Source organism: Gottfriedia sp. OAE603 (genome assembly GCF_040543965.1).
Classification (GTDB): domain Bacteria; phylum Bacillota; class Bacilli; order Bacillales; family Bacillaceae_G; genus Gottfriedia; species Gottfriedia solisilvae.
The window spans coordinates 1686043-1712614 of record NZ_JBEUNN010000001.1; the positions used below are offsets into that span (position 1 = coordinate 1686043).

The following is a 26572-nucleotide window of genomic DNA, read 5'->3' on the forward strand; positions in this document are numbered from 1 at the left end:
AAGTATTGATCAAGAAAGATTAATATAATCACCAACAAATGCACACTAAGTTAAAAATTATGATAGAAGCGCAAGATTTTTGAAAAAAGGAAAGAGTAAAAAATGAAAAAGATAACAGTTTACTTGGGATTATTGCTGAATTTGGTTTTGGTAGCGGCATCGTACATATTTAATATGGGTTGGTTAAGAGTATTTGCCTTAATTGTATTTGTACCTTATACAATCGCACTTACTATTTTTAATTGCATATATATATCGATGTGTTTTAAAACTGAATTTACTATTAAGAATACCAAACCTATAATATTAACAAATTTGTTTTATTTACTTGCAAATTTAGTTCTTCCCGATTTTGGAGATGTTGAAGGATCTTATATTATTTTTGGAAGAATAGAGAACGTCCCAGATTACTTCATGCTTTTATCACTTATTTGTTTAATTGCACATGTAGTATTTCTTATACTTTGTTTTAAAGAAATGAATAAAATGAGAAAAATTCAAAAAGAATATCTTATAAACGGAGAACAACTCCAAAGTGCAAAAACGTCTTCAAATAAAATAATTGGAACAGTCATCACGATTGTTGTGATTTCACTGATTGGTTATAAGATCTATCAATTAGGTGACGAGGATGATAGGAAAGCAAAGAAAATTGAAAATTTAAATGAAGCGATTCGGAATAATAATATCAAACAAGTTAAAAGGGTTATCGAATCTGGGATTAATTTGAACAGTACCGATACAGCCCCTTATCAAGAGGGGATAACTTTCCCTGAAAGTCCCCTATATGTTGCGTGTGGTAAATCAAATCTAAAAATAGTTAAACTACTTTTGGAAAATGGTGCAAAACCAGTTCAAGTAAAAGGGACGGCTAATTCGCCTTTATCAGAAGTATTTGCTTCTTATAATAAAAATGATTTAGAATTAACGAAATTGTTGATTAAATACGGTGCAGATATAAACTATGTTGAGAAAATGACTGGTGCAACGCCTGAAGGAATGATGCCTATTTTGGAACTTGCTTATTCTCAACCGGATAGTATGAGTTCGATTCCAAAGAGTGAGGCAAATGAAGGAGTTCTTGAAATTTTTAGATTCTTAGACACTTTACCTAATACCAACTTTAAGGTCAGTACAATTGACGGAAATGTCTTAACAATGGCAGCCCGTCAAAATAATTTACCTTTGTTAAAATATCTAGTAGAGGAAAAGAAAATGGATATAAATCTAAAAGATAAAAAGGACTACTCAGCACTTTATTATGCAGCATGGTCTACAGAAAGTGTAGAAATGGTTGAATATTTGCTCGCAAAAGGTGCTGATAAGACGATTGAGTCCAATGGCAAAACACCATATGACGCTGCTTCTGAAGTTTCTTCTAGGCGTTCAATGGATTTACTAAAGTTAGAAAAACAATAATAAAAATATTGCCTTCCATCGTGAGCATTGGTGGTATCATTGCAATAATTATAGGAATTTTTCTATATAAATTTTTTACTAGTTCATCTTGTTTTTCCTTAAATTTTTAAAATGCATTTTTATTGGAATAATTAGAGTAAAGGGTAAAAAATAGCAAAAAACGGGTTTGAAAAGTGCACTTTTCGGCCCGTTTTTTTGTTCAATTTTTTAGATTAGATTCGTTATAATTCTATTTTAAATTCATTTTCTTTAGAGCTTGCTTTTTTGTCTCATCAACGAGCGGAAGCATTTTTTTCATCTTTAACTTTTTTTCTTCCGGAAGTCTATCGAGTAAAGCTCTCATCTTCTCTACTAACTCTGGCTTTAAATAATTACTTTCATTCATTCGGATCAACTCCAATATTTTTAATAATTGGTCGGCACTGATATTTTTGTTTAATGACATAATTGCTTTCAGCTGTTCAAGTTCATTACGCAGCTTTTCCTTTAACTTTATCTGTTCATTTATGATATCGAGTTGAGCTTGAACTACAAGTATTGGATCGTAATTAGTATCTACAAGAAAGTTAAATATTTCTTCTAATGAGAGTCCTAGTTGCTTTAGAGATAAAATCTGCTGAAGTTTTGTTGCATCAACCTTTGTGTAAAGCCTATGACCAGCATCGGTAAATTCAGATGGCACTAATAGACCTATTTGGTGGTAATGGTGCAGAGTTCTTACTGTTATGCCACACTGGCTTGCAAGCTCACCAATTTTCCAAGAGGTTTTTGGCATACTTTCACCTCATTTCATACGATTTGTTTGTCGACAAGTAAATTATATAACCTGACGTTACGTTAGTTGCAATAGGAGTATCAAATTATTTTTTTATTAGTTTTCCTTTTTAACAATTTCAGCTATAAACTACACTGTGACTTAATCAGATGACGATTTAATTGGATAAGTGTAGTTCTTATGTAATTAACTTTGGGTATGGTTCAAGGACCTATTTAGTTGGTTTTTTATTGCCTAAAGTCATATGTTCAATAAGTGCATTAATTTGTTCTATAAAAAGGATTATTCATTTTCATTATTTAATATCTATAAAATAGGACTAATGTTGTGGGAGTGTTTCTAATTATGAAAGTAATAGAAAAAAGAAAGAAACTTAGAACTAGTCATAAAGTAGCCTTATTTATTATTATTTTATTGATTGTTGTAAATTTCACCAATATAGGAAGTTCAGTAAACAAACTTTTTGTTCAAAACACGAAAAAAGAATCAGAAGTTACTAAAACTTTAACTCAAGACGAAATGAGTCTTATTAGAGAAAAACAATGGTATGGCCTAGCAATTAAATATAATAAATCGAATACACAATGGCTTCATAAAGAAATTACCAGTGGATCAATGACTTTATTGAATGACTATTCTTTTATGTTGAATCATCCTGAATATGATTCAGTAAAGATACAATTTATCGTAACCAAATACAAAGTTGATGGGAAAATAGTTGAGTTTATTAGTGAAAGTAGAATAACCCAAGTTCATTCAAAAAGTGGCTGGAAAGATAAATAAAAATTAAAAATGTGAATGGAATTATTAGTGAGAGGAAATGGAATAAATGTAATGAAAGAAAGGATTAAAACTTACCTTTTCATATGTAACACAATCTAAGTCGCAAATGCGACTCTTTTTATTGGCAGATCATACTAAGTTCCATCAAAGGCAGCATTATAAAGCTTTAACACTTGAATCAATAGATACTATTATTACAAATCAAGAAATACCTAATGATTTAAATAACATGATGATAGAACACGGCGTTGAAGTAATCTTGGCAAATCAAGATGAAAAATAGGGGGAATTATTTTGGTAACATCTATTATTTTTGATATTGATGGCACAATTTTGGATACAGAGCAAATTGTACTTAAATCTTTACAAAAGGTTTTAAAGGATGAACTAAATAAAGAGTTTCAATTACATGAATTAAGATTTGCCTTAGGAATTCCAGGTAAAGAAACTTTGAAGAAATTAAACATAACTAATATAGAAGAAGTTCATCCAAAATGGTCTAAAGCTGAATTAGATTTTTTACATGAAGTTACCGTATTTGAAGAAATAGAAGAAGTTATAAAAGAATTATCACTTAGAAAATTAAAACTTGGAATCGTTACATCGAAAACTAAAAATGATCTAAAAGACGGATTCGAACCATTTGGATTAAATGGTTACTTTGGACATATAATTTGTGCATGTGATACTGTTAAGCATAAACCGAATCCTGATCCATTACTAGCTTGTTTAGAAATATTAGATGTACCAAATGATAGTGCAATATACATTGGGGATTCTATATACGACATGCATTGTGCAAAAAGTGCTGGCGTAAAATTCGCACTTGCATTATGGGGATCAAAGACATCGGAAGGCTTTGAAAAAGCTGATTTTGTATTAAGCAAGCCTATGGATATATTAAATTTAGTTTGATAGAGTTAAACTTAAAAGTATTTTCTAAGAGAAGCAAAAAAAAGTCGGTCCTTAACAAAGTGATAGTAGTTGCTAAAAAGAATACCAATAAAGCATTCAATCAGTGGGTCAAGAAGCTAATGCAATTCGAACACATGAAAAAAGCAAATGGCTCAGGATAATGCTGAGCCGTTTGCTTTTTTATCACCTGGTTATGACTTTCGGTTAGGCAGCACTGCCAACATCGGGTGATACTCTGTTGTCATGATACCAGCAATTACGGCTGGATCTTTGGCGATCAGTTTTGGGACTTCATTTTCAACTTCAATGATAGCAATTCCATGAGGTGAAGTAGGATTTCGAACAGGACCGAAGACAAGAGCAATCCCTTGGTTTTGCTTTTCCGTCCAATAGGCAATATGTTTTCCCATGATAGTTCGCTCTTCATATGACATGTCTTGTTGAAAAGTTGTTCTTGGGGGAGTAGATTTTAGTATAAAGTGCAATTTACCTGATTGATGCATTTGGGCGTTGTCTGACATTCTAAGTTACCTCCAAGATTATTGAATTTCAATAGTGACATTTAACTTCAATTATTTCACAAATCATCCACAAAAACAAAGTTCCTACCTAAGTGACATTTCGATTCAAAATTGAAAAGGATTATTAGCAAGATGGGAGAAATTTGTTTATAACAAAAACTCTTGATAACATAAACGAACGCCATCAAAATCTTGTTTTTGAAGTAGAACGTGGAGAGAATGGGTAGGGATTATTGGGTAGATTAGACAGATTTATCTATGGATGTAAATTCATGAAAAGGAAGTTATCAGTTGTATTACGAAATGGTTAATTTTGTGAGAAATACTTCATGTTTTTCATTACACATGGTAGAATTTTTACATTCTCAGATTTGGGAGAGTGGTTATGTTGAATAATGGAAATTCACGTGCAACATTTAGAGCAAAAAGAAAAAAAAACAAATTGATTTTAACTGGATCAATTGCAATAGGTATTATACTGATTGTATTTGTTACATATTCGATTTTTTCATCTAATGATAACAATGCATCCCAGGAAAGTACTCAAGCCTCAACCGAAAATCAGGAAAAGCCAACGGGAGAGAATTCTACAGAAGATGAAACTGAAACAAATGAGGACACAGCATCTGAAGATCAAACTCAAATTGATCAATCAAGTAGTGAGACAGTGTCTGGAGATTTTACATCGGATAGCTCTCAGTCAAATTCAACTATTGCTCCGGAAACGCCGGAACAAACAGGAATGCAGCATGTTACAAACTATGATTCTAGTTCTCAAGATTGGCAGGATATGCTACAGACAATCTCAACATCCACTGGAATAGATCAAAATAATATGACTGTTTGGTTTTTGGGGAGCGATAAAAGCAACCCAGGAGGTTCAGTTGGGACTGTCTCTGCAAAAGAAAAAGGCTCACAAAAATATCGTGTGTTTCTTGAATGGAATGGCACTGGTTATATAGCAACAAAAATTGAAACTGCTTCATAAAAAGAAGATAGGAAGTAACTATTGAACAAAGGCTGTCGAGTATATCTCGGCAGCCTATTTATTTCATTTATTTTTTTGTCGGTTTTAGTTTAGGGTTGCGAATTTATTTGAATCAAAATATTAGAGTCTGTTATGGAATCAACTTTTAATGAGTGGATTCTCGCTTTTAGATGATTCACAATAACCATATCTGCAATACCATCAATATAGATTAATACAACTTTTGTTTTTGAAATTTCCACAACAGATAACTTAATCATTTTTAAGCGAGGACTTCTGACTCTTCATCTAATCAATGAGACATTAGTGTGAAGTGCCTCATTAAATGAATTATGTGGCCCATTTATGACAGTTTCTGATTCAAACTGTGCTATTTTTTATTGACTTTATCGATTAGAAGAAAGGAATTAAGTGTAAGGGATTATTTGATCTTGTTTTTATAATGAAAAGAATAGAAGGATTATTAACTAAATTGAGTTATTATAGTTAAGTAAAGATATAGTTTTTAATTTCTACTAGACAATTTACTTTTTTAAAAATTAAGTTTACCAACTTGTGTTAGTTTAAGATGACGGAGTTGATTAATCGTTTATTTTTGAGAAGTATGAAGAAAGGAGATCAAAATGAAGAAGATAGATGAATACTTTGAAACTGCAATGGAAGCCTGGGGAATGATGCAAAAAACTTCAGATGATGAAGGTGCAGAATGGGCAGAAAGATTTGAGCGCTATTTTTATGAGTTTATTGATGAATTGAAAAGATGGTGGGAAACCCTAGATCCAAAACCATTGAATATTGAGGAAGCTGAAGAGGTACCCGAAATAAAAAAATGGATGGAGCAAATTCCAGCACCAGTACAAATAAATTTCTTAACAGAATTAGAAGATATAATAGATGGAATAGATACGGTACGTTTTGATTAACGGTTCAGCAGTTTAACATAAGATACTTGTGCTTTTCTATTACACTTCATCAAATTTTTTGTATCAACTCATTTTATCATTATAAAATGAGTTGATTTGAATTTATACAATTTTGGAGGATTAAAATGTTTAACGGTGAAACAGTATTTGCTACAGATGGAATTATGCTTTTTTATGTTTACTTTCCAGTGTTATTAAAGTTTGTGATTCTTTGCATTGGTATTTACTTTATAACTAAAATCATTAAATTTATGAATGCAAAAATAAATTTAGACAAAGAAAGAAATGAAAAAATTGATGAATTAATTAAAATAGTAAGTAAAGATAGAAGTGAAATTTAAGAGCTTAATACATAAATAGGTAGAATTAATTATAATTCTTTTAATGGATTCACGTCTTACAAAGATCCACTATTTAATTAATATATTTAGAAAGCAATCCATAAAAAACCTAAGTCTTTGAACGAATTGGAATAGATAAATGAAAAAAGTAACCCTGTACGAATGCTAAAGGGTTACTTTTTTTCATTTATTGCAAATTCATTATGAAATCTCTTAAAAGTGTCTAATAAACAGGTGTACAATATTTCATAAAATTAGGATGCTTTCCCATAGTAATTTGATTATACAATTCGCGTATCTGTTTTGTATGTGGTCCTTCTTGTCCGTATCCAATCATTCTTCGATCAATTTCAATAATTGGTTTAATGCCAATTGCTGTTCCTGTAAAAAAGACTTCGTCAGCCGAATATAGTTCAGTTCTAGAAATGCTTTGTTCCTTAACCGTCATGTTAAAAATATTTTCTGCTAAAGTCATTACAGTTTCACGAGTGATACCTGCCAATATGTCATCAGATAGTGGAGGCGTAATAAGTTGATTATTACGTACCAAAAATATATTTTCACCTGGACCTTCACTTACATTTCCTTCCTCAGTTAAGAAAATAGCTTCATCATAACCATTTAAAATAGCCCCGGCTGTTGCTAATGCCGAATTCATATATCCACCAGTTGTTTTCGATTGAGGAGGAATCATATTGCTTCCATTTCTAATCCAAGATGAAATACAAACTTTTAGCTCTTTTTGAGGTAGATAGTGACTAATCGTTTCATAGATCATCACTCGGTTATAAGCATCAGTTAAATTAGGCCTCAGTGTATTGCTCCCTTTAAAGCAGATTGGGCGTATATACGTATCTTCTCGTATATTGTTTAAACGTAATAATTGAATCGTCCACTCAGCTAATTGCGTAGGTGAAAAGGGGATATCCATATGTATTGACCTGCCTGAGTGGAAAAAGCGTACGTAATGATCATATAATCGAAAAACAAATAATTGTTGCTGCTCTTCATTCCAAAAAGCACGGATTCCTTCAAAAAATCCTAATCCGTAGTTTAAACCTTTATTTCTCAAACTAATAGAAGTTGTTGATTCATCTAGAAATTGCCCTTGATCAAATATATAGGCTATATAAATCACCACTTTCAGCTATGTACTTTAATAAAAGTTTATTTAAGATTCATGTAAAGAATGCTATAGGATGAACGTTAAAGTTATTTTTACTAGAAATAGACTGTACTTAAAATACATATACTGTCAACGAGATGCGAAGCTAAAAAATAGAATAATACGAAATATCAGTTCTTAATATTTGGTCTTTAGAGCTTTTTACGTTTATAATAATATTAAAATATAATTAAAAATAAATTAAAAAAATTTAACTAGTATTAGTAATTAATTAAGTAAGAGAATGTAAAGGGAGTGAAAATGTGGAAAATAAGTGGGAAGTTGCAATTGATTCACTCTCAAAGATAACAGTTTTTTCGAATCCAAACAATGAACCTGTAACAATTAGTGGTGATTCTGATGATTTAAAGTGTATCGGTGTGGGAACTGATGCGGCAGTCTTTCAATCAGTTTTAGCTCCAGAGTATGCATTTAAGGTTTATGCAAAAGATAAAGTACATAAAATAAAAGTTGAAGAAAATATATATCATATGATCGGGGACTCGCCATTTTTCTCAAGATGTTATGCATCAAATGATCATTTCCTTGTTTTAAGTTATGAGGATGGGAAAACGCTATTTGACTGCCTTTTACTCGGTATTCACGTTCCACAACAGGTGATAGATGATGTGGAAGCTGCTAGAGAAATAGTACGAAAAAAAGGGCTGAATCCACGTGATATACATTTGAAAAATATATTATTACAAAATGGAAGAGCAAAAATTCTGGATATATCAGAGTATAATCAACCCGGCAATGATTTTAGGTGGGAGCATTTGAAAAAAGCTTATGACGATTACTATCACTTAATTGATGGGAATAGTGTACCATTTTGGGTCTTAGAAACCATTCGAAAGTGGTATAACCATCGGAATAAGTACTTTGCATCTTACGAGGAGTTTATGAAAATAGTTTTGAAACTTACTTCTTTTAAAAAGTAAAAATTAAAAAACTTGATACAAAATAGTTTTTTTATGAATGAGTTACCTATGGTAACTCATTTTTTATTTTTTAATATGCAGGGTTGTAATAGTAGAAAATAGAATGTAAAAGATAGTACGAAGGAACAATTCATTCTCTTTAAAAAATTTGTACATGGTGAAATGTACTTTCGATTAACGTTAATTCAAGATAATTTTGAAGAAGAGTAAGTAGAACATTTTTGTTAAAATAATGGAGGAAAATTTATGTATCATCAAAAACGAATCAGAGATTATGGTGTGAAAATAGGAAAATTAGAAACTGGTAAACAAAACGCTATTTCTGACGTTGAAGGGGTTACGGTTGGTCATGTTACGCTCAGTGACGGGGACATTCAAACAGGTGTAACAGCAATCCTTCCTCACCAAGGGAATATTTTTAAGGAAAAATTAATCGCTTCAACACATATCATAAATGGATTTGGTAAAACGATGGGATCAATCCAAATAAATGAATTAGGCACATTAGAAACACCAATTATTTTAACAAATACCTTAAGCATTGGTACAGCTGCAGATGCATTAATCGAATACATGCTTAATCATAATCCGGAAATAGGAAGAACGACGGGAACTGTTAATCCAATTGTTTGCGAATGTAATGACATGCATTTAAATGATGTTCGAGCTAGACATATTACAAAAAATCATGTGATAGAAGCCTTAAGCAATACATCAACAAATGTTACAGAGGGTACAGTTGGAGCAGGTACTGGAATGCTTTGTTATTCATTAAAAGGTGGTATTGGTACATCTTCAAGACTCATGAATATGGAACATGGGACTTATACAATGGGTGTCTTGGTATTAACTAATTTTGGTATTTTGAGTGATTTAAAAGTAAATGGAAAGGCTGTTGGCGAAGAATTAAGTAATGCAATTCAAAAATCACGAGAGGAACAAGACAAAGGATCGATTATTATCATAGTAGGAACTGATCTTCCAGTGTCAGAAAGGCAGCTAAATAGAATCATAAAAAGAGCGATTACAGGGCTTTCGCGTACGGGTTCAATTATAACAACTGGTAGTGGAGAAGTAGTCATTGGATTTTCAACTGCTACTAAAATTCCACATGAGAAAACCACTCATTGTATTTCAATTCCAGTTATCCATGAAGATGATATTGATTTAGCCTTTAGAGCAATTGGAGAAGCTACTGAAGAGGCTGTTTTGAACTCTTTAGTAACAGCAACACATGTTGTTGGAAGAGATGGAAATGAAAGACCAGCTTTTAAGGATTTATTATCTGTGCACAATATTCACTTAATCTAGAAATCATTCAATTACCGAACTTAATTATATTTTAAAACTTTCAAAAGGAGGGAAGATATGTTTATATCAGTTACGAGATTACATTTAAGAGGAAAAAGAATGTTACCACTATTTTTTTTACATACATTTCAATCAAATCAGCAATTAAAAAAATCAGAGGGCTTAATACATTCTTCAGTAAGAAATGAGAATTTATTGACATACTGGACTTTAACAGTTTGGGAAAATAAAGAATTTATGAAAAAATACCGAAATAACGGGAATCATTTAAAAGCTATGAAAATATCAAGAAACATTGCAGATGAATTAGAGAAAATAAATTGGGAAAATGAAAATGAAAAAATTCCTAATTGGAAGGAATGTATGGAACAATTACATCAACATTATGGAAGATAAGTGTATCGTCTTTACCTATAGTATAAAACATAAAACCCTTGAAACCATTAGGTCCAAGGGTTTTTGTCATTAGGTCAAAAAATATTGAATAATTTTAAATATGGAGTTGTTCTAAATTCGTTATGATCTACACTATCAAAAATATCGAATCTAGGAATATGAAGTATATTGGCTGCTTCTTGTTCATCAATATCCAGGTCATTCATTATGTTCGTTATTTTAGAATCTAATCTATATCCCAATTTTTTCAACTCCTTTCATTAATACATTTTTGACAATAAATTTTTATTGAATACAAATTTAAATGAATTGTCATGATTTTTTCATGTGGTTGAAATGAAAGTCCATTATTCTAAACATTAAATAGGATCAAGGAATAGGTTAATACCAACTTAAAATTTTTTCAAAAATATTTTTTGAGACTATTTCTGAATGGACACATTTTGAAGGATGCATTAATAAAATAGAATATATTCAAATAAAGGAGGGGTGTAGGATGTTTGAAATCTATAATGTAGCAGTCATTCCACTCATCATAGGAATCGTAGAATTATTTAAAAGAGGCGGGTTACCAGCAAAATACGCTCCATTTGTAAGTGTATTCTTTGGCTTACTCTTTGGCATCTTTTATATAGCAAGTAATATTAAAGAGGGTATTGTAGTAGGGTTAATGATAGGATTATCAGCTACTGGACTATATAGTGGTACAAAAAATGTAATCAATAAACCAGAAGAAAAGTAAGTCAGCAGCCAATTTGGTTGCTTTTTTTATTAGGTAATTCTTTTAAAGATATCATTCTTAAATAAGAGAAAATTTGTTTTAAATCTGTGATGATTGTGAAAAAATGATAAGTAGATTACTATTAAATAAATAAGTGTATTGTTAAAAAAGGAGTTTATACATGGCGAATAATTTATCACATATTGAAAAAAGTGAATTAACGAAATATATCCCACCTAAAGGGGAATTTACAAAATTTTTATCTGATGAAGACTATTTAGAAAAAGGTCAATTGTGGGGACTATTTAATAAGAATCCAAAACATGAATTTTTATTTAAAGGGCAGGATTATCAAAGAATCGTTAAAATTGTCGGTTATGAGACGTACGGTGTCACTGCTGAGTACCATACAATCATTATTGAATTTGAAGATGGAAATTTATCGAGCATTCACCCAGCGTATTTAAAAGAAATGCAGTCTCCAAATTTCAAAAAGGTCTATATAGTTGATGAAAATGCAATCAAACCTACTGAAATAAAGAGTGAAAATCCTAAGCCAAAAGAAACGAAAAGTACAACTACTACGAAGGCTTCAAAAGAGAAAAAAGAAACAGTAACAATTGTTCTTCCAACAGAAAAATCTCACTTCAATGGTACTGTTAAGGAGTTTTCAACAAAATATAATCACTTTAATGATAGTGAAGAAGAAATTGTTATTTGGGAAAATGTCATTGTAAAAGGCGATACCGAATTAACGATTGGTGAAGCTTGGTGCTCACTTAGTAAATCCTTGAAAGCAGCTGAATTAGAAGTTGGAAATTCTTATCAATTTGATGGTAAAATTGTTGATAAAAAATTAAATAAAGAAGTGAAATATAAGTTGAATAATCCTTCAAAAGTAGCAAAACTTTCATAAAATAAACCGCTGAACATTTTTAAATGTATTCAGCGGTTTTATTATGTAAATAAATTAAGCTACTTCCTTTGATTCTATTTTTCTTTGTTTGAGTAGAAAAATAGCTAGACCAATTAAAATAATAGAAATTCCAATTCCTTGCTGTAAGGAAATGATTTCATCCAAAATAAAGTAAGCCAGGATACACGTTCCAATTGTCTCCCCTAAAATACTCATTGAGATCACAGTAGTACTTAACCATTTTAAAAGCCAATTAAAAATGGTTTGACCTAAGATTGTGGCAATAAATGCGATACCGACAAATGACCACCATGTTTGTTTTGAGTAATTGAAGAAGGGGTCATGTAGTGAAATTGCATAAATACATAAGAATAAAGCGCTACTTGCATAACCAATAATTGAATATGGTACAAGTGAAAGTGTCTTACGAAAATGTTGACCAACAAAGAAATAAGCAGTAATGACACCAGCAGCAATAAAAGCTAAAATATCACCTAACAAAGCTTGGCCACTAATCTGAAAATCTTGCCATCCAATAACAATACTTCCGGCAATTGCAACAACACAACCGATTATAGCTCCTAAACTAAAGCGTTCCTTAAATAAAAAATAGCCACCAACCATTGAAAAAAGTGGCTGTAAAGTTACAATAACGGTCGAACTTGCTACAGAAGTGTAATGTAGTGATTCAAACCATAATGCATAATGGGTGGCTAAAAATAATCCAGATAATAACCCGAGACCCCATTGTTTTTTTGACAAGGATTTCAATTCCTGTTGGTTCTTTTTGCTTCCTATTAAAAAAGGTAATAGAATCAATGCTGCAAAAAGCATCCGATAAAATGCGGTAATCGAGGCTGGTGCATCTGCTAATTTCACAAAGATTGCAGAAGTAGATAGTGCAAATACAGCAAAAAATAAAAAGGCATATGATATAAGTGGTGATTTCAAACGGTTCCCCCCAATTAGTGTTCGTTTACAAGTTTACTATTAAATTAGTATAGAATATTTATAGAATTTAAAAAAGTATTGTATAAATTAGTACGACGATCATCTTTATTTTTTTATTGCATGTATTTAAATGCTTTTTATGTAATTATGTACAAAAAACCCTAATACTGTTTTTAGTAATAGGGAATTGTTTTAACAATACTTGTTATATAATCTATGATTGAAATCATCATTGAATGACGACACCAGTTCCAATTGTAACTCTGGATGATAAATCTAGTACATCACGATTTTGCATTCTGATACAACCATGAGAAACATCATGACCAATTGAAGCGGGATCATTTGTTCCATGGATGCCGTAATGTGGTCTTGAAAGTCCCATCCATAATACCCCAAAAGGTCCACCTGGATTTGGGTCCTTATTAATGATTGTATATGTGCCAGCTGGTGTTGGTGTCACCATTTTACCAACGCCAATCGGGTATGTTTTTAAAAGTTGGCTTCCATCAAAAAGTTTTAGTTGATGTCGAGACGTAGATATATGAATCCAAATGCCCAAATTGATCAACTCCATTTTTCATTAGTATATGAAGTCAAATAGGCATGTGTTCACTTATAAAATGGTGTACCGATAATCTATAAGCAAAACAAAAAGCCTACTTGGATTTTAGGCTCTTGATGTTTTATAGTAACAATAGTAGAAATTGTTAGTTCGTGATATTTAACTTTTTCAAATAAAGATAAAACCAATAGGCGATTGTAAAAGGAATTACATAAGACAAAATCGTCCAATATATACTCCATCCATTTCCGTAATTTACATTTTCGGCAATCAGGTAACCATATTCCAGAGCTGTTGTAAGTAATGACAGAACGATAATCAATACATAAGGATGTTTGTATTTCTTGATAAAGTAAATTAAATAGCATCCTAATACAGGATAGAGTCCAATATTAAAAGGCATCTCGGATAATGGGTGATCAAATGGCTGTACTTTCCAAAGTTCAAAATAGATTCCAATATCATTAATTGTATATGCAAGAAAAGTTCCAAATGGAGCGATAAGAACTAAAAGAGTTTTATCTTTAAGGTTTAAATGAAATATAAAAATAATCCATGGAATTACAAATCCAACGATCCAATTTAATGCCATACGTTCTCATTTCCTTTTTATTTTATCTTTACCTTTTTTGTATATATTTAAACTTTGGAGATGAGTATTCATAAAGGGAAGCTATTTTTTGAGTTTGGTAATATTCAAAATTGCGTTAAGGCTTCATTGGACTTTTTACCAATAGGGTAAATATACACGCTTCTTCTTATAATATGACTTATTCTATTTAGAGAGTTAATAGAGTAGTAGAGTATAAGAAAAATCATGAATTGAAAAAAAACAAAAAGGATATGAATTGAATGGAAATTAGACTAGCTACAATACTTGATATAAAAGAAATCATGTTTATTGAAGAAGAAGTCATAAAAAGCAATTGTAGGGAAGCTGAGATTAGACATTCAATAATACAAAATAGATGCGTAGTAGGTTGTATTGATGAAAGGATCTTTGGATTTCTTATCTATCATCATCACTTTTTTGGCCAATTTTTTGTTGAGTTAGTTATTGTGAGTCCAAGGTTGAGACGTAATGGAGTTGCAAAGAGCTTATTAAGATATATAGAAGAAAACTGTCAAACTAGTAAAATATTTTCATCTACAAATCAATCGAATCAGCCAATGAAAGAAGTATTTAAAACGCTAGGTTATGTAGAAAGTGGGGTTATTAACAATTTAGATGAAGATGATCCAGAAATTATCTTCGTAAAATTTATTTAATGAATCAGTTAAAATAGGAAAATAAGTAGGTTTGTAAGACTACTTATTTTCTTTTAAATCTCCAATAGTGAATTCAAAATAAGGTTCATCTTGATTTGAGTCTTCAAAATATTTTGTTCCTTTATCAATAAAACCTACATTTTTAAGGATCTTTAAGGAGCCAACATTTTTAACGTCACAAGAAGCGGTAATCAGTTTGACGCTACCGTGATGTATAGCAAGGTCTAGACATGCTTTAACAGCTTCGGTTGCATATCCTTGACCCCATGAGTTTTTATTAAAATGGTAAATTAATTCTACAGTGTCCATATTCCCAGAAATATTAAATCCTGCTGCACCAATAATACAACCTGAATTTTTTTCTTCCACTGCATAAACCGATAAACCTGTCTTTTCGTGGCACTTGCGATATCCGAGTATGATTTGGGATAATAATTCCTCAGTCGTAGCACCACTGCAAAGGGCCATAACATCTTCATCACCCCAAAAGGATTTCGTTGATTCAAGATGTTCATCTTCAAATATTCGTAGCATTAATCGTTTCGTTTCATAAAGAACAGTCATCACTAAGATCCCTTCACTTATTATTGAAATGAATGTATTCCTTTTAATAATTCTTCTAAACATGTCAAAACTCCTATTATTTGAAACAATAAGATGAATAAATAAATGAAAGTTTTAGAAAACTTTTATTGCTTTTATTCTATTAATCTATGTGAAATGAATAGAATGTATAAAAACTCCAATCATATTTGGGGAGGAGAGGGCTAGGTTATGGATTTTAAAAAGGAATTCATTTTAAAAACAAAAGAAATTTATAAAGAGACAGTATCAGAGAATCATGCTTATCATAAACTTTGTAATAAATTCGAATCATATTTTACTGATTTGAAAGAGTCCTTAAAGAAAGAAATAGAAGCAGCTAATGGTGAGTTAGATATAATGATTGATGAACTTGCGTATACAAAAGTAGTATTTTTCAATAGAGAGTTGGAAATTAAAATTGATGAACCATTAATTGAAGTACTTGTTAAGTATTATGATGAAATTACGAATGAGAATATAGAAAAAACGATTGATATAATTGAATATAAAGATGGTGCATATAATAGTCAGGTGTTTCAATCTCCAATTACAAGAAATATCATTGATAATTATTTAGCTGTAGCTTTCCGTGAAGATTTAGAAAAAAATGCATCAAAAAAGGAGTATTAGGGGAGTTAAAAGTTAAATTTAAAAAATTGACAATTAAAACAAAGAGCCTGGATTACCAAGCTCTTATTTTTTTTGATTAAGTTTAAAGATTCTTTACGTTAAACCTTAAAACTGTTTTTAGTTTTTCTGAAGGTGTTTTTCGAGCGTCTGAAATATAGATTTCTTTATGTGTTTTTTCAAGTCTTTCTAAGTTGTTTTGAGAACAAAATTGTTCCATTAAAGCAAAAGTAGCCGGTTCAAGATCATAACTTCCATTATGCATAGCTTGGACACATAGACCTTCTGTTATTGTTTCAAAACCTACTTTATCTATCTCAAGTTGGGACTTTTTTTCTTTAACACTATTAACGGCAATCTCAAAAACTTCTTGTGTTACAAAATCAGGTTGTCTGATCATTAATTTGTAGACGAGATGGTCTTTATTTAAATAATCCAATTTTCTTCCTTTTTCATCTAAATCCCAGAATCCTTCCAATGGAAATACAGTATATTCATAATAACCATCAGGCATAATTCCTTTTTTTGGCATCATTCTTACGGCATAAGACAATGAATATAAAGCTTCAATACACTTTGTGAACTGTTCAGAATTGGGATTACCTGTTCCATTAATTGTGAAATATTTCATTGCTGGTAGATCAATAACCTCAGGATAATTTTTAGGTAGATAAATTTCTTTTAAATGTTTTCTCCATTCAAACTTACTCATAATTAACCCCTTAGTATGATAAATTCGTATCTATGTGAGATATGTAAAGATAATAAAGAGGCAATCACAGATTATGTCATTGCCTCCAAATTAATTAATGATATGTACGGTATACGCCAATAACTTTACCTAAAATAGATACTTGTTTTAGTAAGATAGGTAGTAGAGCGTCGTTTTCTGGTTGTAGTCTGAAATGATCACTTTCTTTATAGAAGCGTTTAACAGTTGCCTCGCTATCTTCTGTCATAGCTACAACAATTTCTCCATTTTCAGCAGTAAACTGTTTTTTAACAATTACTAGATCACCATTTAAAATTCCTGCATTCATCATACTGTCACCTTCAACTCGAAGCATAAAGACTTGTTCATTTGCAGGTGCAACACTAGTTGGTAAAGGAAAATACTCTTCAACATTCTCAACTGCAGTAATAGGGATACCGGCAGTAACTTTCCCAATTACAGGAATATTCATTATGTCGCTATATATTTCACTGTAAACAGCTTGAGCTTCATTTACAACAGGGCTACTATCTCCAAGAATTTCAATAGCACGTGGCTTAGTTGGGTCTCGGCGAATAAATCCCTTTTGTTCTAATCTTTCTAAATGTCCATGAACAGTAGAACTAGAAGCTAGTCCAACAGCTTCAGCAATTTCTCGAACTGAAGGCGGATAACCTTTAACTTTTACTTCATCTTTAATATACGCTAGAATTTCAGCTTGTCTTTTAGATAACTTATTCACGTAAATTTCCCCCTAACCTGTAAAGTAGATAATACGTTCCTCTTTATTTTTTTAATTATATCATGATAGGATAATATATACAAACGTTAGTTCGTTTTTTTCGGAAAGTAGTTTTCATGTTCGTATGGGGGTATCAACTAATGAATGCAATTATCTATGCAAGAGTAAGTACAGCTAAGGATTCACAAGAAACATCACTGCAAAGACAAATAGTTGAGCTGTCTGAACTAAGTGAGCGGATGGGAATGTGTATTCTTAAAACAATAAGCGAACAAGCAAGCGGTTATGTTGTTGAAAGAGATGGTTTAATAGAATTATTTGAATCCATTAAAGAAAATAAAGTAGAAGCTTTATTAATTCAAGATGAAACTCGTCTTGGCCGTGGACATGCTAGAATAGCCATTTTGCACTTCTTAAAAAAAGAGGGGATCAAGCTTTTTACATCATCTCAAAATGGTGAATTTCAATTAAGTGAAAGTGATGAAATGGTGCTTGAGATTTTAAGTATTGTAGAAGAATATCAAAGAAAAATACATAATATGAAAATAAAACGAGGTATGAGAAAAGCTGTTGAAAATGGTTATAAACCCGAAAGAAACCTAGAGGGTAGCATAAATGGTGGGGGACGAGAGAAGAAAGAATTGCCAATTACTGAAATCGTTCGTTTGCGTCAAAATAATCTAACATTTGAGGAAATTGCAGCTACTTTAAGAGGATTTGGCTATGATGTTTCTAAAGCAACGGTTAATAGAAGATATAATGAGTACATTGGTGAAATTTCAAAGATTGAAAGCTAAGCAATTTTAATGTAAGATATGATAATTGAATTGAAATAATTGAATCATTCAAGTGAGAGGAGAAGGTAAGATGGTTTCACCTAAAACTTTAAATAGGATCAATGAATTATCAAAAAAGTCTAAAGCTGAAGGATTAACTCCGGATGAAAAAATAGAGCAAGAAAAATTAAGAAAAGAATATTTAGCTGATTTTCGTTCTCGTATGGTAGATGAATTAACTTCTATTAAAATAGTAGACGAGAAAGGTAACGATATTACACCTGCAAAGTTAAAAATTGCAAAAGCAATTCGAAAAAGAAATTTACACTAAGCGGAAATATTTATTTCTGCTTTTTTTCTATTTTATGACAAGAATTTCTAAAAATTGTTAAAACTAAGTGATAGTTATTGTAATAAATCATACGAAACTATATGATAATATTTATGAATAAGCTAAAGGAGCGAAATTTATGTCTAATAATATTGAACAATTAGCAATTAATACGATTCGTACTTTATCAATTGATGCGATCGAAAAATCAAACTCAGGTCACCCTGGAATGCCTATGGGTGCAGCACCAATGGCATATGCATTATTTGCAAAGTTTATGAATCACAATCCAAAAAATGCAAAATGGTTTAACAGAGACCGATTTGTGTTATCAGCAGGTCATGGTTCAATGTTACTTTATAGCATGCTTCATTTATCAGGATATGAAGTTTCTATAGAAGATATTAAAAACTTCCGTCAGTGGGGTAGTAACACGCCAGGTCATCCAGAATTTGGACATACACATGGAGTAGAAGCAACAACTGGACCACTAGGACAAGGTATTTCAATGGCAGTTGGTATTGCATTAGCAGAACGTCATTTAGCTGGTACATATAATAAAGAAGATTTAAATGTTGTAGATCATTTTACATATTCAATTTGTGGTGATGGAGATTTAATGGAAGGCGTTTCAGCTGAAGCAGCTTCATTAGCTGGTCACTTAGGATTAGGAAGATTAGTCGTTCTTTACGATTCAAACGATATTTCTTTAGATGGTGAGTTAAATCGCTCTTTCTCTGAAAGTGTTGAAGATCGTTATAAAGCATATGGTTGGCAAGTTATTCGTGTAGAAGATGGAAATAATTTAGATGAAATTAACGCTGCTGTTCAAAAAGCACAGCAAGAATTATCTCGTCCAACTTTAATTGAAGTAAAAACGACGATCGGTTATGGTTCTCCTAATAAATCGGGTAAATCTAAATCTCACGGTGAGCCACTAGGTAAAGAAGAAACCCTTTTAACAAAGCAAGCTTATGCATGGGGATATGAAAATGCGTTCCATGTACCAGAAGAAGTTTATGCTCACTTTAATAACGTAATTGTTGAAGCTGGTGCGAAAAAAGAAGCAGAATGGAATGCTACATTTGCTAAATATGAAGAAAAATATCCAGAACTTGCAGCTCAATTAAAGAATGCAATTGAAGGTAATATTTCAACTAATTTAGAAGATGCACTTCCAAAATATGAATTAGGTAAGAAAATTGCGACTCGTTCTTCATCAGGTGAAGCAATCAATGCAATCGCGAACGTATTACCAAGCTTCTTTGGTGGTTCAGCTGACTTAGCTGGTTCTAATAAAACATATATGAACGGTAAAGGTGACTTTACAAGAGAAAGCTATGATGGGCGTAATATTTGGTTTGGTGTACGTGAATTTGCAATGGGAGCTGCATTAAACGGAATGGCGCTTCACGGTGGACTAAACGTATTTGGAGCTACTTTCTTTGTATTCTCTGATTACTTAAAACCAGCAATTCGTCTTGCTGCTTTAATGAACTTACCTGTAACTTATGTATTCACTCATGACAGTATTGCTGTTGGTGAAGATGGACCAACTCATGAGCCAGTAGAGCAATTAGCTTCATTTAGATCAATGCCAAACATTAATGTAATTCGTCCAGCAGATGGAAACGAAAGTTCAGCTGCATGGAAAATTGCTGTTGAGGCAAAAGATACACCAACTATGTTAGTTCTATCTCGTCAAGATTTACCTGTTTTAGAAGGTACGACATCTGATGTGTACGAGAAAGTATCTAAAGGTGCTTATGTAGTTTCACCTGCTAAACAAGATAATGTTGATGTAATTTTAATTGGTGCAGGTAGTGAAGTTCAATTAGCTGTAGGTGCACAAGAAAAATTAGCTGCTCAAGGAATTTCAGCATCAGTTGTATCAATGCCTTCAATGGATTTATTTGAGAAACAATCTGAAGAATACAAACAATCAGTTCTTCCAAAAGAAGTGACTAAACGTGTCGCTGTTGAAATGGGTTCTTCATTTGGATGGCATAAGTATGTTGGATTCGAAGGAGAAGTACTTGCAATCGATACTTTCGGTGCTTCAGCTCCAGGTGGATTATTAATGGAGAAATTTGGCTTCACTGTTGATCATGTTGTTGAAGCTGCAAAAAAAGTTTTAGGCTAATAGGTCAAATAAATTAAAAATGTAAACGAAAAAATAATATTCGACAAAACTAGTTGATATTCTATTCCTTAAAAAGACAAATATTTCAGGTGAAATTCTATATAATTTCCTTACAGATAGTTGTTAGGAGTGGACAAGTTATGAGAGAATATAAAATATATTTAATAAGTGAACCACTTTCTATAGAATTTTATGGAAGAGAGCATAAAATATATCAACTAGTGAACGAATATTACTACTCGTCAAAAGAATTGAGAAAAATAATTGAAAAACAATTACAATATATTACAGAACCAATACCTTTATTTGAGCTACACACATTTATTCGCAAAAATAATCCTTATCAAATCTACTTTCATGAAGAAACCGGAGAGTATCTTCTAGAACTAGCTGACGGTGCAAAAGCGCAGCTAAAAATGAATCCAGGTGAATTAATTTTGTATGCAAATGGCAGCTTAGATGCTGAAACGATCTTCTTTGAACTCTTAAGGAAATTTCGCTCTACATTTATTGCAATAGATGTAAAGGATGAAAGATTTGGCTGGCTAAGACCAATTGCGTACCAAAAGTATATTTAATAAGATAAAAATGCATAATGCTCTTGTATTAATAGGTTTGTTTTAGTAAAATTGTTCTAGATGATTTTAAGGAGGAAGCAATAAATATGTGGTTATATATTCTAGTCGGAGTACTAGCATTAGTTGCTGGTGTAGCGATTGGATTTTTCATAGCTCGTCAATATACAATGAACTATTTAAAGAAAAATCCACCAATTAATGAACAAATGTTAAAAGTAATGATGGCACAAATGGGTCAAAAACCTTCACAAAAGAAAATTAATCAAATGATGAAGGCTATGAACAACCAAAAGTAATGAGTCTTATTGCTAGAATAGAGAACATTCTTCTTGTAAGACATGATCAAAATTGCAATAATATCTTATCAATCACAAACAACTAATCCAAAACCACTTTTCATTGGTAATGATCCAATGGAGAGTGGTTTTTTTAGTTGTTTTTTACATATGTCATCACTCTACTTCATTTTCCAAAGCACAATCATTCCTTTTCTCTCTTGAATAAGATGTTTTGAAAAGGGAGTGAGTAGCTTGAATTGGAAACCAATCATTTTTATTCTCGTATCAGTGGTATTATTGTTTTCTATAATCTTCGGGGTAATGAGCAGTAAAGAAGATTCGTCTCGAAATCATGAAAAACAGGAGCAAATAGATCCTTCTACTAAATCTTTTTATTGGGGAGTTGACTCTGCATCAAATATAACTAACCAATTTTTAACTTGTGTGAAAAAAGAGTTTGGAACACCTGAGGTTTGGGGTAGATATCTTGGCACGAAAGAAGACGTTTCTAAAGGAATTACTAAAAAAGAAGCAGCTTTATTACATTCAAAGAAAATAAAAATCTTATTAATCAATAATCAATTTGTGTCAGCAACAGGGTACAAAAACGGTATAAAGCAGGCACAAGTCGGTGGGAAGCTAGCTAGTGCTTTAGATGTACCAAAAGGAACAGCAATATTTGCAGATATTGAACCAATTTATGAAGTCGATGCTGAGTTTATAAAAGGGTATTATGATGAGATGAAAAAGATGGGATATGTATCAGGCATCTATGGTGTGTTTGACAATGGGCAAGATTTATCGAAGGCATATAAACAAGCAGCAAAAGAACATCGCAGATTAAGTAAAGAAACGATTTTATGGACTGCATTTCCACAACGAGGTATAACGTCAAAAACAAAAGCACCAGAGTTTTTAGCTGGTGGACCAAGTGACTCTAAAATTTATGGTTGGCAATATGGATTAGATGCAACTGATTGTAATATTGATACAAATTTATTTAAAGGTGATCTAATCAAATTTCTATGGTAGTTTATCTATCTCTTGAAAAATGCACAAGCAGTGAACTGTTTGTGCATTTTTTAAATTCTTTCTTTGAACAATTTTTTTTATGTTATAATTGACCCTTAACTGTAAAGTATTCATAATATTTGTTAAAATCAAACTATGTGTTAATTACGGGGGTGAGGAAATGTCAGTCTTTAAAGATTTACTATGGTTTTTTAAACAAGAAAAAAGAAGTTATATCTGGGGTATATCTCTACTAATTATTGTTGCATTATTAGAGCTTTTACCTCCGAAAGTCATTGGTTATGTTATCGACGAAATGATAAAAAAATCACTTAGTGGCAAGACATTATTCTTCTGGGTAGGATTAATTTTCGTAAATGGACTACTACTTTATTTATTTCGATTTTTGTGGAGAAGATTAATTTTTGGCTCTTCATTAAAATTAGCAAAACAACTTAGAGATAATTTATATCATCACTTTACAAAAATGTCGCCAACTTTTTATCAAAAAAATCGTATTGGAGATTTAATGGCTCATGCGACTAATGATGTTCAAGCTGTTCGAGAAACGGCTGGTGCGGGTATTTTAACTTTTGTTGACTCGATTATACTAGGTGGATCTGTGTTAGTCATGATGGCAGTCTCAATTAGTTGGAAACTTACTTTAATTAGTTTATTACCACTACCAATCATGGCCATTTTAACGCAATACTATGGAAAACTATTACATCAAAGATTTCATTTAGCGCAAGAAGCTTTTTCTGAATTAAATAATAAAGTACAAGAAAGCATGAGTGGTTTAAAAGTAATAAGAAGTTTAGGGCAAGCAAAAGAAGATATTGGTGCTTTTAAAAATCAAGCCGACGTAGTTGTTAAAAACAATATGAAGGTTGCACGAATTGATGCCTTATTTGATCCGACTATTATGCTTGTTGTTTCAATTTCATACTTAATTTCGATTGTTTATGGTTCAAGATTAGTTATTTCAGATGACATTACAATTGGACAATTAATCACCTTTGTTACATATTTAGGAATTTTAATTTGGCCTATGCTTGCAATAGGTTGGTTATTCAATATTGTTGAAAGAGGGAGAGCTTCTTATGATCGTATTCGCTCTTTATTAAGTATTGAAGCTGAGATTAAAGATTCCGACCAAGCGTTACAAAAACTTGCGATGGGAGAAATACACTATGCAATCGATTCATTTACATATAATGAGGAATCCAATTTTAAGTTAAGTGATATTCATTTTCGTGTAAAAGAAGGTCAAACGATTGGTATTGTTGGAAAAACAGGGCAAGGGAAGACGACATTATTAAAATTATTGTTAAGAGAATATGATGTTAATCAAGGAAGAATTTCAGTGGGCGATATGAATATTAAAAATGTGAGTTTACATGCATTAAGAGAGCATATCGGATATGTACCTCAGGAGCATTTTTTATTTTCAAGTACCGTAAAAGAAAATATTGCTTTTAGTTTTACAAATGCATCAGATGAAGATGTTTATAAAGCTTCTGAAATAGCAAATATCCACAATGATATATTAGATTTTCCAGAAGGTTATCAAACAGTGGTTGGAGAACGAGGTGTTTCTCTTTCTGGCGGACAGAAACAAAGAATTTCAATTGCTCGATCATTAATTAAAAATCCAAACATTTTAATTTTGGATGATTGTTTATCGGCAGTAGATGCAAAAACAGAAGAGAAAATACTTCGATCATTAAAAGATGAGCGTGATGGGAAAACAACCTTTATTACTTCTCATCGCATGAGTGCTGTAATGCATAGTGATTTAATTATTGTACTAGATGAAGGTAAAATCATTCAGCGTGGTAAACATGAGGAATTAGTTCAAATTGATGGTTGGTATAAGGAAATGTTTGAAAGACAGCAATTAGAAGAACTTGTTCAGCAAGGAGGGAGATAAATGGAACAAGAAATAGATATTTCAAGGCAAAAGAAAGACTTATTTCGTTTACTTTCATTTTTAAAAAAATATAAAGTTCTACTTTTCTTCGCATTTGTATTTTTATTCCTTGCAACTGCTTGTGAAATGTACGGACCAATATTAGTGAAGAGATTTTTAGATGATCATTTAATGAAACAGTACTTTCCAAAAGATACAATTCTTATGTTGTTTTCTGTATACGTTGTATTAATGATTGGAAAAATTGTTTTATCTTATCTTCAATTATTAATGTTTCAACAAATTGCTTTTAAAGTAGTTCAAGATATTCGTATGAAGGTTTATGAACATGTTCACTCGTTAGCCTTCTCATTCTTTGATAAAACACCAATTGGAAGCATAGTCTCTAGAATTACGAATGATACAGAAGCAATTAAGGATTTTTACGTAAGTGTCTTAGCAACATTTATTCAGCAAATCGTCTTTTTAGTCGGGATTATCATTGCGATGTATAGTTTGGATGTAAAACTTGCTTCAATTTGTTTAGGTTTAGTGTTTATTGTTTATTTTGTGATCCTCACATATCGTAAGAAGAGTTTTCCATTTTTTATGGAAACTAGAGGGCAGTTAAGTAATTTAAATGCAAAGCTGAATGAGCATTTGCAAGGTATGTCGATCATTCAAGCATTTAATCAACAAAAGCGACTTCAAAGTGAATTTGAACATATAAACGAGTCACATTACCAAGCAGGCGTTAAAACTATCAGACTAGATTCATTATTTTTAAGACCAGCAACTGATTTAATTTACACAATCGGTATTATGTTTGTTTTAAGCTTTTTTGGGATTGCTTCATTTAGTAACCCTGTTGAAATTGGAACTGTTTATGCATTTGTTAGTTATTTGGAAAGATTTTTTGAACCAATCACACAAATGATGATGAAGCTTTCATTACTTCAACAAGCAGTTGTTTCTTCTGCAAGGGTATTTGATTTAATGGATGAAGAGCAAAAAGCACCAGTACAAGAAGGTTCGAATTCACCGAAAATAGTAGAAGGTAGTATTGATTTTAAAAATGTTTCTTTTGCATATGATGGTGTGCATAATGTCATTCATGATTTGTCTTTTTCTGTTTTACCAGGGCAATCAGTTGCTTTTGTAGGTCATACTGGAAGTGGAAAATCAACAATCATGAACTTATTATTACGCTTTTATGATGTGAAAAATGGAGAAATAAGAATCGACGATCAAAAACTATCTTCTTTTCAAGAAAGTGAATTACGTTCTAATATCGGATTAGTTTTGCAAGACCCTTACTTATTCGTAGGAGACATTAAAGGGAATATTTCAATGTATAATGACGCCATTAGCGAAATGGAAATGAAAGAAGCAGCGGAATTAGTAAGAGCAAATGAATTTATTGAAAAATTACCAAATGGTTATGATGAGGCAGTAGTCGAACGAGGTTCAACCTTATCTAGTGGTCAGAGACAGTTAATTACTTTTGCTAGAACGATAGCAGCGAAACCAACTATTTTAATCCTTGATGAAGCAACAGCAAATATTGATAGTGAAACGGAAGAAGCCATCCAAACTGCATTAACAGCAATGAGAAAAGGAAGAACGACAGTCATAATTGCACACCGTTTATCTACGATCCAAGATGTTGATTGTATTTATGTTCTCCATAAAGGAAGAATAGTAGAATCAGGAAACCATCAAGAACTGCTTGCTAAGCAAGGGTTATATTACAATATGTATTTACTTCAAAATAAAGGGTCACTTCAATTAGCAGAGTAAAAGTAAGTAGTTTAATAGATATGCTAGAAATGAATTAAGTACATCACTTTTCAAAAGTGGTGTATTTTTTTTGAAGTAATTTAGGTTCGAATAGCATTGGAGAAAAATTCATTTTTTTGTAATATTCTTTCTTGCATTTTTATAATTGAAAACGATATAATTAAATTATGAAACGTC

32 protein-coding genes and 1 pseudogene are annotated in these 26572 nt (G+C 31.6%); 22 read left to right on the plus strand and 11 right to left on the minus strand.

The annotated features are described in order from the left end of the window. Positions 1–102: 102 nt before the first annotated feature. Positions 103–1419: an ankyrin repeat domain-containing protein gene (locus ABID96_RS08315; RefSeq protein ID WP_192601604.1), complete on the plus strand. Its 1317-nt coding sequence runs from the start codon at positions 103–105 to the stop codon at positions 1417–1419. A gap of 229 nt (positions 1420–1648) precedes the next feature. Here the strand turns inward: ABID96_RS08315 and ABID96_RS08320 are convergent, their stop codons facing one another. Continuing rightward, positions 1649–2194 (minus strand): MerR family transcriptional regulator, encoded by a 546-nt coding sequence (locus ABID96_RS08320; protein ID WP_192601605.1) that lies wholly within the window; start codon positions 2192–2194, stop codon positions 1649–1651. A gap of 345 nt (positions 2195–2539) precedes the next feature. On the opposite strand from ABID96_RS08320, the gene ABID96_RS08325 reads away from it, so the two are divergent. The 3 genes from ABID96_RS08325 (at position 2540) to ABID96_RS08335 (ending at position 3892) form a co-directional block, all read left to right on the plus strand. Continuing rightward, positions 2540–2977: a hypothetical protein gene (locus ABID96_RS08325; RefSeq protein ID WP_192601606.1), complete on the plus strand. Its 438-nt coding sequence runs from the start codon at positions 2540–2542 to the stop codon at positions 2975–2977. 121 nt (positions 2978–3098) lie between these two features. Next, positions 3099–3260, plus strand: coding sequence for a hypothetical protein (locus ABID96_RS08330; protein WP_377896805.1), 162 nt, complete (start codon positions 3099–3101; stop codon positions 3258–3260). 11 nt (positions 3261–3271) lie between these two features. After that, positions 3272–3892: an HAD family hydrolase gene (locus ABID96_RS08335; protein WP_192601608.1), complete on the plus strand. Its 621-nt coding sequence runs from the start codon at positions 3272–3274 to the stop codon at positions 3890–3892. Between the two features lie 191 nt (positions 3893–4083). Here ABID96_RS08335 and ABID96_RS08340 read toward each other — a convergent pair whose 3' ends face one another. Further along, positions 4084–4413: a YciI family protein gene (locus ABID96_RS08340; protein ID WP_192601609.1), complete on the minus strand. Its 330-nt coding sequence runs from the start codon at positions 4411–4413 to the stop codon at positions 4084–4086. A gap of 385 nt (positions 4414–4798) precedes the next feature. Between ABID96_RS08340 and ABID96_RS08345 the strand changes: the two genes are divergently transcribed. Next, entirely contained in the window at positions 4799–5401 is a 603-nt protein-coding gene (locus ABID96_RS08345) for a YrrS family protein (RefSeq protein ID WP_192601610.1), read from the plus strand. An 89-nt stretch (positions 5402–5490) separates the two neighbouring features. Here the strand turns inward: ABID96_RS08345 and ABID96_RS08350 are convergent. After that, positions 5491–5673, minus strand: a pseudogene (locus ABID96_RS08350) (spore germination protein); the annotation flags it as partial. A 351-nt stretch (positions 5674–6024) separates the two neighbouring features. Between ABID96_RS08350 and ABID96_RS08355 the strand changes: the two are divergent. Both ABID96_RS08355 and ABID96_RS08360 read left to right on the plus strand, forming a co-directional pair. Continuing rightward, the gene (locus tag ABID96_RS08355) at positions 6025–6324 is read left to right on the plus strand and encodes a hypothetical protein (RefSeq protein ID WP_192601612.1); all 300 of its coding nucleotides are present in this window, start codon (positions 6025–6027) and stop codon (positions 6322–6324) included. A 125-nt stretch (positions 6325–6449) separates the two neighbouring features. Then, complete coding sequence (locus ABID96_RS08360) at positions 6450–6665, plus strand: hypothetical protein (RefSeq protein WP_192601613.1); 216 nt, start codon at positions 6450–6452, stop codon at positions 6663–6665. Positions 6666–6888: 223 nt separating this feature from the next. On the opposite strand, the gene ABID96_RS08365 is transcribed toward ABID96_RS08360, so the two are convergent. After that, positions 6889–7803, minus strand: a complete 915-nt coding sequence (locus tag ABID96_RS08365; RefSeq protein WP_377896806.1) for a branched-chain amino acid transaminase — start codon at positions 7801–7803, stop codon at positions 6889–6891. A 290-nt stretch (positions 7804–8093) separates the two neighbouring features. Between ABID96_RS08365 and ABID96_RS08370 the strand changes: the two genes are divergently transcribed. The 3 genes from ABID96_RS08370 to ABID96_RS08380 all read left to right on the plus strand — a co-directional run bounded on the left by ABID96_RS08370 (position 8094) and on the right by ABID96_RS08380 (position 10478). Beyond that, positions 8094–8771 carry a serine/threonine protein kinase gene (locus ABID96_RS08370; protein WP_192601614.1) on the plus strand — a complete coding sequence of 226 codons (678 nt, stop codon included), beginning with the start codon at positions 8094–8096 and terminating at the stop codon, positions 8769–8771. Positions 8772–9017: 246 nt separating this feature from the next. Next, on the plus strand, positions 9018–10082 hold the full coding sequence (locus ABID96_RS08375) for a DmpA family aminopeptidase (RefSeq protein ID WP_192601615.1): 1065 nt from the start codon (positions 9018–9020) through the stop codon (positions 10080–10082). Between the two features lie 57 nt (positions 10083–10139). Further along, positions 10140–10478 (plus strand): hypothetical protein, encoded by a 339-nt coding sequence (locus ABID96_RS08380; protein ID WP_192601616.1) that lies wholly within the window; start codon positions 10140–10142, stop codon positions 10476–10478. A 74-nt stretch (positions 10479–10552) separates the two neighbouring features. Here ABID96_RS08380 and ABID96_RS08385 read toward each other — a convergent pair whose 3' ends face one another. Beyond that, complete coding sequence (locus ABID96_RS08385) at positions 10553–10720, minus strand: hypothetical protein (protein ID WP_192601617.1); 168 nt, start codon at positions 10718–10720, stop codon at positions 10553–10555. 254 nt (positions 10721–10974) lie between these two features. Between ABID96_RS08385 and ABID96_RS08390 the strand changes: the two genes are divergently transcribed. Together ABID96_RS08390 and ABID96_RS08395 are read left to right on the plus strand one after the other, a co-directional pair. Further along, positions 10975–11220 (plus strand): hypothetical protein, encoded by a 246-nt coding sequence (locus ABID96_RS08390; protein WP_087998307.1) that lies wholly within the window; start codon positions 10975–10977, stop codon positions 11218–11220. Positions 11221–11380: 160 nt separating this feature from the next. After that, the gene (locus ABID96_RS08395; RefSeq protein ID WP_192601618.1) at positions 11381–12115 is read left to right on the plus strand and encodes a hypothetical protein; all 735 of its coding nucleotides are present in this window, start codon (positions 11381–11383) and stop codon (positions 12113–12115) included. Between the two features lie 54 nt (positions 12116–12169). Here the strand turns inward: ABID96_RS08395 and ABID96_RS08400 are convergent, their stop codons facing one another. The 3 genes from ABID96_RS08400 to ABID96_RS08410 all read right to left on the minus strand — a co-directional run bounded on the left by ABID96_RS08400 (position 12170) and on the right by ABID96_RS08410 (position 14223). Next, a complete protein-coding gene (locus ABID96_RS08400; RefSeq protein WP_192601619.1) occupies positions 12170–13066 on the minus strand; it encodes a DMT family transporter in 897 nt (298 codons plus the stop codon). Positions 13067–13295: 229 nt separating this feature from the next. Continuing rightward, the gene (locus ABID96_RS08405; protein ID WP_192601620.1) at positions 13296–13628 is read right to left on the minus strand and encodes a L,D-transpeptidase; all 333 of its coding nucleotides are present in this window, start codon (positions 13626–13628) and stop codon (positions 13296–13298) included. A 148-nt stretch (positions 13629–13776) separates the two neighbouring features. Continuing rightward, on the minus strand, positions 13777–14223 hold the full coding sequence (locus ABID96_RS08410; RefSeq protein WP_192601621.1) for a hypothetical protein: 447 nt from the start codon (positions 14221–14223) through the stop codon (positions 13777–13779). A gap of 260 nt (positions 14224–14483) precedes the next feature. Between ABID96_RS08410 and ABID96_RS08415 the strand changes: the two genes are divergently transcribed. Then, entirely contained in the window at positions 14484–14900 is a 417-nt protein-coding gene (locus tag ABID96_RS08415) for a GNAT family N-acetyltransferase (protein ID WP_192601622.1), read from the plus strand. 39 nt (positions 14901–14939) lie between these two features. On the opposite strand, the gene ABID96_RS08420 is transcribed toward ABID96_RS08415, so the two are convergent. After that, on the minus strand, positions 14940–15527 hold the full coding sequence (locus ABID96_RS08420) for a GNAT family N-acetyltransferase (protein WP_192601623.1): 588 nt from the start codon (positions 15525–15527) through the stop codon (positions 14940–14942). 147 nt (positions 15528–15674) lie between these two features. Between ABID96_RS08420 and ABID96_RS08425 the strand changes: the two genes are divergently transcribed. Further along, positions 15675–16115 carry a hypothetical protein gene (locus ABID96_RS08425; protein ID WP_192601624.1) on the plus strand — a complete coding sequence of 147 codons (441 nt, stop codon included), beginning with the start codon at positions 15675–15677 and terminating at the stop codon, positions 16113–16115. Between the two features lie 82 nt (positions 16116–16197). Here ABID96_RS08425 and ABID96_RS08430 read toward each other — a convergent pair whose 3' ends face one another. Continuing rightward, a complete protein-coding gene (locus ABID96_RS08430; RefSeq protein ID WP_192601625.1) occupies positions 16198–16824 on the minus strand; it encodes a GyrI-like domain-containing protein in 627 nt (208 codons plus the stop codon). A gap of 94 nt (positions 16825–16918) precedes the next feature. Continuing rightward, positions 16919–17566, minus strand: a complete 648-nt coding sequence (gene lexA, locus ABID96_RS08435; protein ID WP_192601626.1) for a transcriptional repressor LexA — start codon at positions 17564–17566, stop codon at positions 16919–16921. Between the two features lie 140 nt (positions 17567–17706). Between lexA and ABID96_RS08440 the strand changes: the two genes are divergently transcribed. The 8 genes from ABID96_RS08440 to ABID96_RS08475 all read left to right on the plus strand — a co-directional run bounded on the left by ABID96_RS08440 (position 17707) and on the right by ABID96_RS08475 (position 26395). Next, positions 17707–18363, plus strand: coding sequence for a YneB family resolvase-like protein (locus ABID96_RS08440; RefSeq protein ID WP_192601627.1), 657 nt, complete (start codon positions 17707–17709; stop codon positions 18361–18363). 70 nt (positions 18364–18433) lie between these two features. Next, positions 18434–18673: a DUF896 domain-containing protein gene (locus tag ABID96_RS08445; protein WP_087998296.1), complete on the plus strand. Its 240-nt coding sequence runs from the start codon at positions 18434–18436 to the stop codon at positions 18671–18673. A 139-nt stretch (positions 18674–18812) separates the two neighbouring features. Continuing rightward, positions 18813–20816 (plus strand): transketolase, encoded by a 2004-nt coding sequence (gene tkt / locus ABID96_RS08450; RefSeq protein ID WP_192601628.1) that lies wholly within the window; start codon positions 18813–18815, stop codon positions 20814–20816. Positions 20817–20956: 140 nt separating this feature from the next. Beyond that, a complete protein-coding gene (gene sirA, locus ABID96_RS08455) occupies positions 20957–21394 on the plus strand; it encodes a sporulation inhibitor of replication protein SirA (protein WP_087998294.1) in 438 nt (145 codons plus the stop codon). A gap of 80 nt (positions 21395–21474) precedes the next feature. Further along, a complete protein-coding gene (locus ABID96_RS08460) occupies positions 21475–21690 on the plus strand; it encodes a YneF family protein (RefSeq protein ID WP_087998293.1) in 216 nt (71 codons plus the stop codon). 225 nt (positions 21691–21915) lie between these two features. Continuing rightward, a complete protein-coding gene (locus tag ABID96_RS08465) occupies positions 21916–22704 on the plus strand; it encodes a glycoside hydrolase domain-containing protein (protein ID WP_377896807.1) in 789 nt (262 codons plus the stop codon). Positions 22705–22864: 160 nt separating this feature from the next. Beyond that, positions 22865–24616: an ABC transporter transmembrane domain-containing protein gene (locus ABID96_RS08470; protein WP_192601629.1), complete on the plus strand. Its 1752-nt coding sequence runs from the start codon at positions 22865–22867 to the stop codon at positions 24614–24616. Continuing rightward, positions 24617–26395 (plus strand): ABC transporter ATP-binding protein, encoded by a 1779-nt coding sequence (locus tag ABID96_RS08475; RefSeq protein WP_192601630.1) that lies wholly within the window; start codon positions 24617–24619, stop codon positions 26393–26395. Positions 26396–26572 lie beyond the last annotated feature (177 nt).